Annotated in this window: 15 protein-coding genes; 2 read left to right on the top strand and 13 right to left on the bottom strand. The window is 66.2% G+C overall.

All coding sequences use genetic code 11. The features are described from left to right. The first annotated feature begins 164 nt into the window (after window positions 1-164). Window positions 165-575, top strand: coding sequence for a YbaN family protein (locus tag ABYB95_RS07680; RefSeq protein ID WP_372657883.1), 411 nt, complete (start codon window positions 165-167; stop codon window positions 573-575). Window positions 576-626: 51 nt separating this feature from the next. Here ABYB95_RS07680 and ABYB95_RS07675 read toward each other — a convergent pair whose 3' ends face one another. The 9 genes from ABYB95_RS07675 to ABYB95_RS07635 form a co-directional block, all read right to left on the bottom strand. Beyond that, window positions 627-1190, bottom strand: a complete 564-nt coding sequence (locus tag ABYB95_RS07675) for a YdeI family protein (RefSeq protein ID WP_372657882.1) — start codon at window positions 1188-1190, stop codon at window positions 627-629. Between the two features lie 81 nt (window positions 1191-1271). Continuing rightward, the gene (locus ABYB95_RS07670; protein ID WP_372657881.1) at window positions 1272-1754 is read right to left on the bottom strand and encodes a GFA family protein; all 483 of its coding nucleotides are present in this window, start codon (window positions 1752-1754) and stop codon (window positions 1272-1274) included. Window positions 1755-1845: 91 nt separating this feature from the next. Next, window positions 1846-2400, bottom strand: coding sequence for a YdeI family protein (locus ABYB95_RS07665; RefSeq protein ID WP_372657884.1), 555 nt, complete (start codon window positions 2398-2400; stop codon window positions 1846-1848). Between the two features lie 75 nt (window positions 2401-2475). Then, window positions 2476-3258 (bottom strand): hypothetical protein, encoded by a 783-nt coding sequence (locus tag ABYB95_RS07660; protein WP_372657880.1) that lies wholly within the window; start codon window positions 3256-3258, stop codon window positions 2476-2478. A gap of 88 nt (window positions 3259-3346) precedes the next feature. After that, entirely contained in the window at window positions 3347-4543 is a 1197-nt protein-coding gene (locus ABYB95_RS07655; RefSeq protein ID WP_372657878.1) for a phosphoglycerate kinase, read from the bottom strand. A 126-nt stretch (window positions 4544-4669) separates the two neighbouring features. Continuing rightward, window positions 4670-5248, bottom strand: coding sequence for a phosphatase PAP2 family protein (locus ABYB95_RS07650; RefSeq protein ID WP_372657877.1), 579 nt, complete (start codon window positions 5246-5248; stop codon window positions 4670-4672). A 234-nt stretch (window positions 5249-5482) separates the two neighbouring features. Continuing rightward, window positions 5483-7204, bottom strand: a complete 1722-nt coding sequence (locus ABYB95_RS07645; protein ID WP_372657876.1) for a phosphoethanolamine transferase — start codon at window positions 7202-7204, stop codon at window positions 5483-5485. 82 nt (window positions 7205-7286) lie between these two features. Then, window positions 7287-8723 carry a sensor histidine kinase gene (locus tag ABYB95_RS07640; RefSeq protein ID WP_372657875.1) on the bottom strand — a complete coding sequence of 479 codons (1437 nt, stop codon included), beginning with the start codon at window positions 8721-8723 and terminating at the stop codon, window positions 7287-7289. After that, window positions 8720-9451 carry a response regulator gene (locus tag ABYB95_RS07635; RefSeq protein ID WP_372657874.1) on the bottom strand — a complete coding sequence of 244 codons (732 nt, stop codon included), beginning with the start codon at window positions 9449-9451 and terminating at the stop codon, window positions 8720-8722. The genes ABYB95_RS07640 and ABYB95_RS07635 overlap by 4 nt, the downstream gene beginning before the upstream one ends. 223 nt (window positions 9452-9674) lie before the next feature. Here ABYB95_RS07635 and ABYB95_RS07630 point away from each other — a divergent pair, with 223 nt between their 5' ends. Next, window positions 9675-10385, top strand: coding sequence for a phosphatase PAP2 family protein (locus tag ABYB95_RS07630; RefSeq protein WP_372657873.1), 711 nt, complete (start codon window positions 9675-9677; stop codon window positions 10383-10385). Here ABYB95_RS07630 and ABYB95_RS07625 read toward each other — a convergent pair. From ABYB95_RS07625 to ABYB95_RS07610, 4 genes are all read right to left on the bottom strand, one after another. After that, window positions 10363-10698, bottom strand: coding sequence for an AzlD domain-containing protein (locus ABYB95_RS07625; RefSeq protein ID WP_372657872.1), 336 nt, complete (start codon window positions 10696-10698; stop codon window positions 10363-10365). The genes ABYB95_RS07630 and ABYB95_RS07625 overlap by 23 nt on opposite strands. Continuing rightward, complete coding sequence (locus ABYB95_RS07620) at window positions 10691-11434, bottom strand: AzlC family ABC transporter permease (RefSeq protein WP_372657871.1); 744 nt, start codon at window positions 11432-11434, stop codon at window positions 10691-10693. The genes ABYB95_RS07625 and ABYB95_RS07620 overlap by 8 nt, the downstream gene beginning before the upstream one ends. Before the next feature lie 3 nt (window positions 11435-11437). Continuing rightward, a complete protein-coding gene (gene fmt, locus ABYB95_RS07615) occupies window positions 11438-12424 on the bottom strand; it encodes a methionyl-tRNA formyltransferase (RefSeq protein WP_372657870.1) in 987 nt (328 codons plus the stop codon). Window positions 12425-12512: 88 nt separating this feature from the next. After that, a partial coding sequence (locus ABYB95_RS07610) for a peptide deformylase (RefSeq protein WP_372657869.1) occupies window positions 12513-12777 on the bottom strand: 265 nt, incomplete at its 5' end.

Here is a 12777-nt window from a genome sequence, read left to right as displayed (position 1 = left end):
TTTGCAAAGCAGTCATGGCCACGATTGTGGGCTTTTGCGCCCAGCCGCGCTGCCACCGGTCGACATGCCCGTCCACGGCAAGGGCTTGTCGCCCGGGCCAGCCAGCCGCCCTATCATGCGTGGTAGTCGGCTTCAGCCACCTGGCACCCCCACACCGCCCACCCATGACCACCCCCGAAACGCCCAGCCCCGCCCAGGCGCCATTGGCCCCCAGTCTGCGCTGGCTGTTGTGGCTGGCCGGTTCGGTGTCGCTGTTGCTGGCACTGGTCGGCGCCCTGCTGCCCGGCGTGCCCACCACACCGTTTGTGCTGCTCGCCGCCGCCTGCTACGCCAAAGCCTCACCGCGCCTGCACCGCTGGATGCTCAACCACCGCTGGCTGGGACCGCCCTTGCGCGACTGGGAACGCGACCACAGCCTGAGCCGCCGCACCAAGACCGTGGCTGTGCTGTCCATGCTCATCAGCGTGGGTGCTTCGACTTGGGTGCTGCGCGGCGAACCGGTGTGGCAAGGCGTGCTGGTGGCCGCTGGTGCGGTGGGGGCCTGGGTGGTGTTGCGGATTCCTACGCGGCGGTAAGGCCCTCCAACTCAAGCTGGAGAGCGGCGACACGCGCCGCAACCGCCCCGCTCACTGCAGCCGGGTGCCGGATGCACACGCGTCCATCAGCTTGGTGAAGCGAGACGCTCGTGTCTCGGACTTGCGGGCACTGGCCATCCAGTGCAGAACACGCTTGCGGTAGCTCGGTGGCGTGCTTTCAAAGTAGCGCCAGGCGGTCTTGTGCTTTTGAAATGCGCTCAACTCTGCAGGCGAAAGCGGGGCCTCTTCTGGCTGCTCGTGCGAATAGATGCGGGAATTCGCTTCGAGGCGGTGTGCGAATGCCTGGGCGCCCGCCGGGCTGACCCGGCCACCCGCCAGCAGCGCTTCGAATTTCGCGATGTTGACCGCGCTCCACGTGGAGTCCGGCCGGCGCGGCGTGAACCGGATGCGGTACGCCTGCTCATCGATGCGATGGCGCACGCCGTCGATCCAGCCGAAGCACAGGGCTTCATCAACCGACTCGGACCAACGCATGCTGGGTCGCCCGGAACCGACCTTGTAGTAACCCACGATCAACTCGGCCGAAGTGGCCGCGTGTTGTTCGAGCCAGCGCCTGAAGGCCGCCGGTGTCGCGAAAAAGCGCGGTTCAGCCATGGGCGTCACGGCCTGTGGCCCGGTGCTGGGCCAGCGCCCAAGCCAGCGACGACATCGGCCATCCCCAGGCGGCGCTCACAGCTAGAGCCCATGGGCGGTATGCCACGCTGCCAGCGACTTGTCGGGATAGTGCTCGAAGCGGGGATCGTTTGGCCCACCCTCGGCTTCGACCCACGGCGCTTTGGAACCCAGCATGCAGTGCACGTTCTCGGGTGGCTGGGGCAGCGGTGTATCGATCGCGCTCGCGTGCGGGTGCACGAGCTCGGGCCAGGTCGGGTCCCAGAGCCACAAAGCGCTGCCACAGCGCGAACAGAAGTAACGCCTGCCGCTGCTCGGATGGGTACCCGCGCCGTCCTCGTCGGGCATTTGCGCGCGGTAGATCCGCAGGTAGCGCTTGCCGCGCACCTTCATGGTCTGTGTGGTCGCGCCCAGGTTGATGGCGTAGCCACCACCGCCAGCGGTCTTGCGGCAGATCGAGCAATAACACCGCATGAAAGGAACCGGCGAATCCGATTCGACCGAGAACTTGACGCTGCCGCAATGGCAAGAGCCTTCGAGATGCATCTTGTCTCTCCCTAAAAAAATGGGCTTGGCTACGGACAGTACTTGTGCCGGCCAGCGGCCGCAACGCTTGTTCGGCAAGAACCTGGCACGGTCAATCGTTCAGGCCCTTACCCGCCAGCATTCTCGGCGCGCACTTTTCAATCCGGGACACGCGTGTCTTGGCTTGTTTGGCCGCCGCGATGTGCAGCATGTAGCCCCGCTGGCGGCCGGGGGTGAGGGCTTCGAATGCGGCCCTCAAAGCGGGCGACTCTGCCAGCGCCTGTTGCAACTCCGGTGGGCGTTCAAACGCTTGCGTCTTCTTCATCACAACCTGCTGGCCGGATTTTTCCAGCGCGATCACCTCGGCCACATACGCCTTCAGCACCGCACGCTGCCGCCGGATATCGGCTGCGGACGTGAACCGCACCTGCCGCGCCGCCTGCACGTTCTCGGTCTGGCGAACGAGGATGTTCTGCCCGTCCTTCAGCAGCGCACCTTTGAAAAACAGGAGTGCGCAATATTCCTTGAAACCGTGCAGCAAGACCACGTTCCGGCCTTCCAGCGTGTAGCAGGGCTTGCCCCACTTCAGCGTCTCGTCCAGCCCACACGACAACACCAGCTCGCGCAGCAAGGCGAACTCTTGCTGCCACCGCTGGGTGTGGGCCATGAACTCATCTGCGTTGGTGTGCTCCATGGGAGGCCCTCTCTCAATCGTTGAACAGGCTTGGCGGGAACCGCTGGGTTAGGTGGCAGTCACTTCCAGAAGCGGGCCATAGGTCTGCTCCCAAAGGAGAAAGTGCGGCTCCCCTACGGTAAGCAGGTACTGTGCGAGGTCCTTCACTTCTGTCGGCCCATCCTTCTTCCCTGTGGCCGAGAGAATTTTGCAGTACGCGAGCGCAGCGCGAACAAGTAGCTGCGCATTTGGGTACGTGAACATCGCAAGGCGCTGTTCGACCAGGACACCAAGTAAGGGGTGGACCACGGGCGGTCCGAACGAGGATGAAGGGTGCACCGCTTCATCGCGAAAGCGATAAACCTCGGATAGGACGCTAGCCAGCTCGACTATCCTCTTTGGCTTGAGCCCGAAGGATCGCTTCAGTTGCTCAGCGACAAGCGCCGACCGCTTCGCTCCTGAGCCGTCCGACGCTCGTGGTGCCCGCCGAGCGGGAGGCATGCAGTCCCTTGATGCGGCGTACAGTGCCTCAAAGAAAGTCGCGCCTGCCACGATTGCTTGCATCGCAGCTTTGAAGGTAGCCTGAAGTAGTTCACCTACCTTTCCTCCTTCAGCATGGGCAACGGCCATCGCCTCATGCGCGACCTTCGCATATGCCAGATGTTCAAGTGCAATTTCAAGCCAGTGGACTGATGTGTCAAGGCGGAAGAGCAGCGCCTTCAGTTCTACCTTTGTCTCACCACTTTCATCAAGCGCAATAGAAAGCCCGCCTGCAGGGATTCGAAGTGCTACTCCCCGAGTTATGTGAAAGCCGGCAGTTGTTTGCGGTGGGGCTGTGGGAGACTTGGGCATCTACAGCCTAGCTTTGATGTAGTCCGCGCTTCACCGGATACTCACCATCACTAATCGCTACGAGCACGTCCACCAGACACTTCCTCAATCAGCCCTTCGCCCGCCGCGCCAGCACCTCGAACGCGGGCAAGGTCTTGCCCTCCAGCACTTCGAGGAAAGCACCGCCGCCGGTGGAGATGTAGCCCACGTCTTTTTCGATGCCGTACTTGGCAATGGCGGCCAAGGTCTCGCCGCCGCCTGCGATGGAGAAGGCGCTGGAATCGGCAATAGCCTGTGCGATCACCTTGGTACCGTTTTCGAACGCCTCGAACTCGAACACGCCCACCGGGCCGTTCCAGACGATGGTGCCGGCCTGCATCAATTGCTCGGCCAGCAGCTTGGCGGTCTCGGGGCCAATGTCCAGGATCAGGTCGTCGTCGGCCACCTCGGTGGCTTTCTTGACCGTCGCCTTTGCCGTCGGGCTGAACTCCTTGGCGGTGACCACGTCGGTGGGAATCGGCACGGCCGCGCCGCGCGCTTGCATGGCGGCGATCACGGCTTTGGCCTCGTCCAGCAGATCGGGCTCGGCCAGGCTTTTGCCGATCTTCAAACCGGCGGCGAGCATGAAAGTGTTGGCGATGCCACCACCGACGATCAAGCCGTCTACGTTGTTGGCCAGGCTTTTCAGAATGGTGAGTTTGGTGCTGACCTTGGAGCCGGCCACGATGGCGATCAGCGGGCGTTTCGGGTTGGCCAGGGCCTTGCCAATGGCGTCCATCTCGGCGGCCAGCAAAGGCCCGGCGCAAGCCATGGGCGCGGTTTCGGCGATGCCGTAGGTGGTGCCTTCGGCGCGGTGGGCGGTGCCAAAGGCGTCGTGCACGAAGATGTCGCACAGCTCGCCCAGGGTCTTGGCGAGTTCGGGATCGTTCTTTTTCTCGCCCTTGTTCAGGCGGCAGTTTTCCAGCAGCACGACTTCGCCGGGCGCGACGGAGAACTCGCCCTCGATCCAGTTCGATACCAGGCGCACCGAGCGGTTCATGAGCTGGCCCAGGCGCGCAGCCACGGGTGCCAGCGAGTCGGCGGGTTTGAACGCGCCTTCGGTGGGGCGGCCCAGGTGGCTGGTGACCATGACGGCGGCACCGGCGTCGAGCGCCATTTGAATGGCCGGGATGCTGGCGCGGATGCGGGTGTCTTCGGTGATGTGGCCGGCATCGTCTTGCGGCACGTTCAGATCGGCGCGGATGAACACGCGTTTGCCTTTGGCCAGGCCGTTGGCGCAGAGGTCGGAGAAGCGGATGAATTGCATGGCAGTGCCCTAGAAGGCGAGAGGAAAAGAAGGGGTTCCAGCCGCATTGTAGGAAATGCCCGCCGGGGTGTGCCACCCAGTGCCCAACCCAGCAGGCTGGCTGGCGCCACCCCCCCCTTCACCGCGTCAAGGTTTCAGGCGCGCAGGGTCTGCAAAGCCGCGCCCCAGGTGGGCGAGCAGGCGGCGCACCAGGGGGCGGCCCAGGGCTGCGGCCAACACACCCACGGCCGCGCCTGCGAGCACGTCGAACGGAAAGTGCACGCCCAAGGCCACGCGGCTCCAGCTGATCAGCAGCGCCAGGGCCGGGAAGACCCAGCGCACCGGCCGCCAGCGCGCGGGGCCCGCCGACAAACGCCACCAGCCCGCAGCGGCAAAGGCCCAGGCCACGCTGGCGTGGCTGCTGGGAAAGCCGGGCGTGTTTTTGTGCTCCAGCCACAGCTGGCCCAGGCCGAGCGCAAAGGGACGGGGCATGGGCCACACGCCCGCGATGCTGTGGGCCAGCAACCAGGCCAGGGCCATGGCGGCCAGCATGTGCACAGCGGTACAGCGCACACCCGGGCGCCCCAAGGCGACGGTGAGCAGCACGCCCAGCAACAGGCTGGGCGGCAGCGCGGTAGAGCACAGGCGGACCAGCGCCAGCCAGACGGGCGGCGTCTGGGCCGAGAGGTTGATCCAGAGAAAGAGCTGGTCGTGGAGGTTGGTCATCGGGCTTGTGCCTGCGCCGCACACGCCCACCCGCACAGCCCATGGGCATGCCGGAGGCGCCCACAGGGCCGGGAACATGAGGGGATGGAACCGGGGCAAGGCATGGCCCCGACTGTGGTCGCCCCAGATTAACGGCGCCTTATTTCAAGGCCGTGTCAGCAAGGCCCTGCCGAGGCCCAGCAGGTCCGTTTTTTTGCACAGCCGGTTCGCGGGTTCCATGCGAACCGGGTCGCATCACGGGCCGGTGGTGCGCGGGCCTTCGCAGGGTGCCAAGGCGTCCAGCCCGCGCTGGTACACCTGCGTTTTCACGTCCATGAGGCCGAGCACGGTGTGGAAGTAGTGGTCGTGCGAGATCGGCGCCGCGCCCTGCTTGCGCAAGCAGTCCATGCCCAACCCCATGCGCTTTTGCAGGCCGGGCGAAAACCAGGCCACCATGGGTACGTGGGTTTGTTCGGTGGGCGCAAAAGCGTAGGGCACACCGTGCAGGTAGAGGTTGTTTTCGCCCAGCGATTCGCCGTGGTCCGAGACGTAGATCAGGCCGGTGTCGTTGCCGCCGTCCTGCGCGCGTTTTTGCAACCACTGCAAGGTCTGGCCCAGAAAGTAGTCGGTGTAGGCGATGGTGTTGTCGAACGCGTTGACCAACTGCTCGTGCGGGCACTCCGACAGCGTGTTGCTCGCGCATTCGGGCACAAAGGGTTTGTGCTCGGCGGGCGTGCGCCTGAAGTAGGCCGGGCCGTGGCTGCCCATCTGGTGCATGACCAGCACCACGCCTTTGGCGCGGCGCACCGGGTCGAGTGCGGCCAAGCGGGTGTCCAGATCGGCCAGCAGAGCCGCGTCAAAACATTCACCGCCTTCGCACAGGGCGGGCAGTTGCAGGTCGGCGGTGCTGACGTTGGGCACGCGGTCGCAAGCGCCCTTGCAGCCCGACTGGTTGTCGATCCAGAGCACGGCCAAGCCCGCGCGCTGCAGCACGTCGAGCAGGCCTTCGGTCCAGGGGCCCTGCTCCTGGCGCGAGAGCGGCGAGAACATGCAGGGCACGGAGACTTCGGTGTTGGTGCCACAGGAAGTCACGTCGCTGAAATACACCAGATCACCACCGGCCTGCCATTGCGCGAGTGCCGGTGTGGTCTGGCGCGCATAACCGCCCAGGCCGAAGTTCGCTGCCCGTGCGGTTTCACCCACCACCAGCACCAGCAAGGGCGGGCGCGCCTGGCCGTCGTACGCGGGGCCGAGCTGGGCGTCTTCACCCACGCGCCGCAGCACCCGGGCTTCGTGCGGCAGTTGTTGCGCCAACAGCTTGCCGCCGGCGTACACCGTGTTGAGCGGGTTGATCATGAAGCGCAGCGACTTGTGGTTGCGCATGAGCGAGGCCATGTCCTGGTAGACCAGCAAGGCCACGCCCACCGCAGCGGCCAGGGCCAGCACGGCGGTGAGCAGGTTGCGCCACAACTGGCTGCCCAGGGGCCGCCAACCAATCGGCACGCGCCACAGCAGAAACAGCGGCGGCAGCATGACCAGCGCCCAGGTGATCAGCAAGCCGGGTGACAACAGATCGCGCACCTCGCGCGCATCGGTGTGCAACACGTTGACCAGCATGGTGCTGTCGATCACGGTGCCGTACTGCAACATGAAGTGGGTGTTGGAAGCGGTGATGACCAGCAGCAGCACCGCCACAGGCTTGAACACACCGGGCCAGGCCAGCAGGCTGAGCAGCGCCGCAATGGCGAATGCGATGACCAGACCCAGGCCGATGGCGAACGGCAGTGCGCCCATTCCGGCCTGCGCCTGTTCGGGCAAGGCAAAAAAGTATTGCCACAAAGCCCGGTTGCCCACCAGGGCCAGCCACAGGCTCAACAAACACACGGCCCACAGCGGTTTGGCGCCGTAGCTGAGCGAACCGCTCATGGGCGGCAGACCCGCACGGAGCGAGGCGGGGGAGCGGTTCAAAAGGGACACAGGATTCCTCAATCAAGTACAAACCAGACCGGCCAGACCGACCTGAGGCCGCCGGAGAAGACAGATCGTGCACGCACACGAATCAAGGGATTTTCGTCGACGCCAGAGCCTGCTTCCAGCGCAGGCGGAAACAGGTGGTCATGGGCGGGCGGGGGCGCACACGCTGCAAGTCGGCGCCGCTGCTTTGGGCGATGCGTTGCACCAGACGCAGGCCAAGGCCCAGACCCAGGCCATCGTCTGCGGTCTGTGCGCCAGACGCGGCACCGGCACGCTGGCCGTCGTCGCTCACGGACACGCCCACGGCGTCGCCATCGCGCCAGACCTCAACCCACACCTGGGTGCCAGCGGGGGTGTGGCGCAGGGCGTTGCTGACCAGGTTGCGCAGGGCCAGCTCGAGCAGCATGGGCGCGCCGGGTATGTGGATGCGCTCGTCGGGCTGCTCCAGCGACAGTTCGTGGCCGCTGTCGTGCGCCTCCTGGGCGTGCGCGGCCAGTACCTGGGCCGCGATCTCGCCGAGATCGGCGCTGCGGGCCATGGCCACACCCGCACCCACGTGGGCCGGCCGTTGCGCGCGCGCCAGATCGAGCAGCTGCGACAGGATGTGCCCGGCCCGCAGCGACTCTTGCTCCATGCCTTCCAGCGCGTGCGCAAAATCCGGCATGTCGGCCGGGGTTTGCGCCGGGTGGGCGGTCAGCGCGTGGCGCGCCGCGTTGGCCTGCAAGGCAACCGAGGCCAGGGGGGTGCGCAGTTCGTGCGCCACGTCCGACGCGAACTCGCGCTCGCGCAAGGCCTGCGCCTGCAAGCCATCCACCAACTGGTTGATGGCCGAGACGGTGCTGCCGAATTCGCGAAAGCGGTGTTGGGGCTCCAGCCTTTGTCCGGCCATGCCATCGAGCTGCGCGATTTCCTGGGACAGGGCATCCAGCGGGCGCAAGCCGCGCCGGATCGCCCACCACAAGAGCAAGCCCACCAGCGGCATGACCAGGAGCGCGGGCAGCGCAATGTGTGCGGCCATGTCGGCGCCCAGCGCGTCGCGGTGCGCCATGTCCATCAGCACCGCCACGCGCCGCTGGCCGCCAGAAGGCCCGGGCGGCGCCACATAGGCGCGCCACCGCCTGGGCAGCTCCGCCCCCTGGTCCACACCGCGGTTCACTCCCCGGTCCAGCAACACGGAAAAACCCGGCCGCTGCAGCAGCGACAGGTCCACGCCGGAGGCGAGGTGGTGGGTGTCGGTCGCCAGCCGATCGCCGTCCCAGACCAGCACCGACATGTCTTGCACGTACTCTTGCGCCGGCGCAACCGGAACCGGCTTTGGCAGCACCGCCTGCTGTGGCGCGGTGCTCATCCACAGGCGCGAGACGGCGACGAGCTGGCCGTCGGTGAACTTGTTCGTTTCGCGCCGCGCGGTGGAAAAGGCCACCACCACCAGCGCGGCCCAGACCAGCGCGAGCACGCCCAGCGCCCAGAACAGCAAATGGCGCCCGAGCGTGGGCCGGGCGCTGCCGCTGGCCGCATTCATGAAGAACGGCGACCCGAAGGCGCTGTCGGTGGCGCTGCTTCGCGCGGCACGAAGTAGCCCACGCCACGCACCGTCTTGATCAGCGACTCGCCCAGCTTGCGCCGCAAGTGGTGGATGTGCACCTCGATCGCATTGCTCTCCAGCGCTTCGCCAAAACCGTACAAGGCCGCCTCCAGCCGCGTCTTGGACAAGACCTGCGGCCGCGCTTGCAGCAAGGTCAGCAGCAGCGCGTATTCCTTGGCGCCCAGCGACACCGGCACACCCGCCAGATGCACGCAGTGGGCGGCCGGGTCGAGCACGAGCGCGCCGTGCTCGATCAAAGGGTGGCTGCGGCCACCTGCGCGGCGCAGCATGGCGCGCAGGCGGGCCAGCAGTTCGTGGGCGTCAAAAGGTTTGATCAGGTAGTCGTCGGCGCCGCTGTCCAGGCCCTGGATGCGGTCGCTCACGCCGTCGCGCGCGGTCATGATCAGCACCGGCATATCGGGCCGGGGCAAGCTGTCGGGGGAACCCGGGCGTTCGGCCGTGCCACGCAGGCGGGCCAGCAAATCGAGCCCATCGCCGTCGGCCAGGCCGAGGTCGAGCAGCATCACGTCAAAGGGTTCCACCAGCAGGGCTGACCAAGCTTGGTTCAGCGAAGCGCAAGTGTCCACGGCGTAACCCGCTTCTTTGAGCGAGGCCACCAAGCCCCGGGCAATGCCGGGATCGTCTTCCACCACCAATGCACGCATGTATTTGAAAACCCAAAAATCCGGATAGGACGAAGCCCGGTCGGCAAGGAGCCTGCGTCTCTTCTCTGCCGCGCAGACTCCCAGGCCCGATGGTATGCCTGCGGCCTTAAGGATCCATTAAAGTACGGCGCCTATCATGGCCCGGCTCCTGTACCCGCCGCAACCCAGCCCCGCCATGTCTGCCACATCCACGTCCTCATCCCCCGCCCCACTTTCCCGCCACTTGCTGCTTTTCTTGGGCGCGGTGGTGTTGACCCTGGCCTGGGAACTGCTGGGTGCCGATCTGGCGGTGATGCATTTTTTTGGTTCGGCCCAAGGCTTTCCATTGCGCAGCAGCTGGTTGATGGAGACGCTGTTGCACGACGACTTGCGCAAGCTCGGTGTGGTGCTGTATGCGCTGGTGTGGGTGTGGGCGCTGTGGCCGCAGCGCTGGAGCGCGGGCCACTGGCCGGTGTTCCAGATCGGGCGGCGCGAGCGCATCTGGCTGGGGGTTTTGGTCACCGCCTGCTTGCTGGCGATCAACCTGATCAAGCGCAGCAGCGCCACCAGCTGCCCTTGGAGTCTGAGCGAATTTGGCGGTGTGGCGGCCTATGTGTCGCACTGGAACCTGTGGCTGACCGACGGTGGCCCGGGGCATTGTTTTCCCGGTGGGCACGCGTCCAGCGCGTTCGCGTTCATCGGTCTGACCCTGCCCTGGCTGGAGCCCAGTACCGGCCCGGGCCACCCCGCTCCCAACACCCAGGCCTGGCGCTGGCTGGGTCTGATCGGCGTCATCGGGATCTTCCTGGGTGCGGTGCAAACCCTGCGCGGCGCCCACTACCCCAGCCACACACTGTGGACGCTGCTGATCTGCTGGGGCGTTTCCTGGGCGCTGTGGCGCCTCGGCCGCCCCTGGCTCGCGCGCAGCGCGGCTACCAGCCCAGACCGAGTTTGAGCGGCATGTAAACCAGCATGCCGCAGACGATGGTGCCGAGCACGCCACGGCGCCAGGCGAACCACGACAAGCCCGCCACCACGGCATAGAGGCGCGCGTCCTGCCAGGTGTCGATCAAGTGGCCTTGTGTCATCACCACCTCGGGCACCACCACCGCCGCCAGCGCGGCAATCGGCGCGTACTGCAAACCACGCTGGGCCCAGGGGGGCAAGGTCCAGGGCTGCTCGGAGATGAAGAAGAAGCAACGCGTGAGCACCGTCACCCCACCCATGGCGACGATGGTCAGCAAGGTCATCGGATCAAGGTCAAACATGGCCGGAACCCGCATGGGGCGGCCGGGGCAGCAGCTTCTCCAGCACCAGACAAATCGCCACCGCGCTGGCGATGGCCACCAAGATGTTGAGCTTGAGCGGCAGCGCCCAGGCCATGACCGCAGCCGCCCCGGCGACCACGGCCGCCACGCTGCGCATGCGCGAACTCACCAGCGAACTCATGACCCCGAGCAAGGCCAGAATGCCGGCGAAACCCAGCCCCCAGTGGGTGGGGATTGCATTCGCCAGAGCCACACCCACCAGGCTCATGCCCATCCAAGCGACGAAGTTGACCGCGCAGTTGCCCAAGAGATAGGCCTGCTGGCGCGCCAGCTCCTCCGGCGTCTCGCCCGGCGCCGGATAGCGCCGCGCAAAAAACACATAGCTCAGGTCGCCGGTGACAAAGCCCGTGACCAGGCGCTGGCGGATCGGCAGGTGCATGAGGTAGGGGCGCAAATGCGCCGAGAACACCACGAAGCGCAGGTTGACGCAAAACGCCGTGGCCAGAATCACCCACAGCGGCGCGCTTGATGCGATCAAAGGCAGTGCCGCGAGCTGGGCGCTGCCGGCGTAGACGATCAGCGTCATCAGCACCGCTTCCAGCACCGACAAGCCCGACTTGACCAGCGCCACCCCGGTCATCAAAGCCCAGGCCGAGATGCCCATGGCGACCGAACTCTGATCGCGCACGCCCTCCCAGAATTCAGGTCGGCTGCGGTGCGCCTTTAAATGAAACACCGCTCAAACACTTTCTGTGGGTGGCGGTAGCGGTGCGGGCTCGAACACCTGCCCCGGCTCCAGCGCAAAGCCGCGCAGGAAATCGGCCACCGGCAAACGCTTGCCGCCCGCGCGCTGCAATTCGGTCAGCACCAGAACGCCCCGACCGGTCTGCACCCGTATGCCTTCGGGTCCGACACCGAGCACACGGCCCGGCTGGCCGGTGGCGGCAGCGTCGTCCACCTGTGCCGCCCACAGCTTGACCACCTCACCCGCGCACACGCTGCCCGCGCCAGGAAATGGGTTGAAGGCCCGCACCCGCTGCGCCAGCAACGCTGCGGGCTGGGTCCAGTCCATCAGCGCCTCGGTTTTGTCGATTTTGTGTGCGTACGTCACCCCTTCGCTGGGCTGTGCCACGGCACGCAAGCCGCCGCAAGCCGCCAGTTCCAGCGCTTCCACGATCAAGCGCCCGCCCAGATCGGCGAGCCGGTCGTGCAGTGCACCGGTGGTGTCCGAAGCGGCGATGTCCAGACTCTCGGTGATCAACATGGCGCCCGTGTCCAGCCCCGCGTCCATCTGCATGATGGTCACACCGGTGCGGGTATCGCCCGCTTCAATCGCGCGGTGTATGGGGGCGGCGCCGCGCCAACGCGGCAGCAAAGAGGCGTGGATGTTCAAGCAACCCCAGCGCGGCAAGTCCAGCACCCACTGCGGCAGGATCAGCCCATAGGCGGCGACCACCATGGCGTCGGCCCGCGCGTCCTGCATCGCCGCTTGAGCAGCCTGGGCTTCGTCGGGGAATTTGCCATCCAGCCGCAAGCTACTGGGCTGGGCCACCGGCACGCCGTGCTCCAGCGCCCACTGCTTGACCGGCGACGCCTGCAGCTTCATGCCACGCCCGGCGGGGCGGTCGGGCTGGGTCATCACCAGCACCACTTCGAAGCCCGCCGCGTGCAGGCGCTCCAGCGCCACGCGGGCGAAAACCGGTGTGCCGGCAAAAATGATTCTCATGGAGGCTATTGGACAGGAAACGGTGTCGGGGCTTGGGCTGGCAGACAAACGGACGGGCTGGACGCGCTGCCGCTCAAGCGCAACCTCTTCAGTCGCGCTCGGCCTCGCGCTGCGCCTTCACCAGCTTGCTCTTGATGCGGTTGCGCTTGAGCGGCGAGAGGTATTCCACGAACACCTTGCCCACCAGGTGGTCCATCTCGTGCTGGATACACACCGCGAGCATGTCCTCGGCCTCGATGGTGCGCTCCACACCCTCGCCGTCCAGCGCCCGCACCCGCACCGCCAGCGAGCGCTCCACGCCGTCGTAAATGCCGGGCACCGAGAGGCAACCCTCTTCACCCCGGCGTTTTTCC

This window comes from Hydrogenophaga sp. (assembly GCF_041633695.1).
Lineage (GTDB): Bacteria > Pseudomonadota > Gammaproteobacteria > Burkholderiales > Burkholderiaceae_C > Hydrogenophaga.
This window is presented reverse-complemented; position numbering and strand designations above follow the sequence as displayed.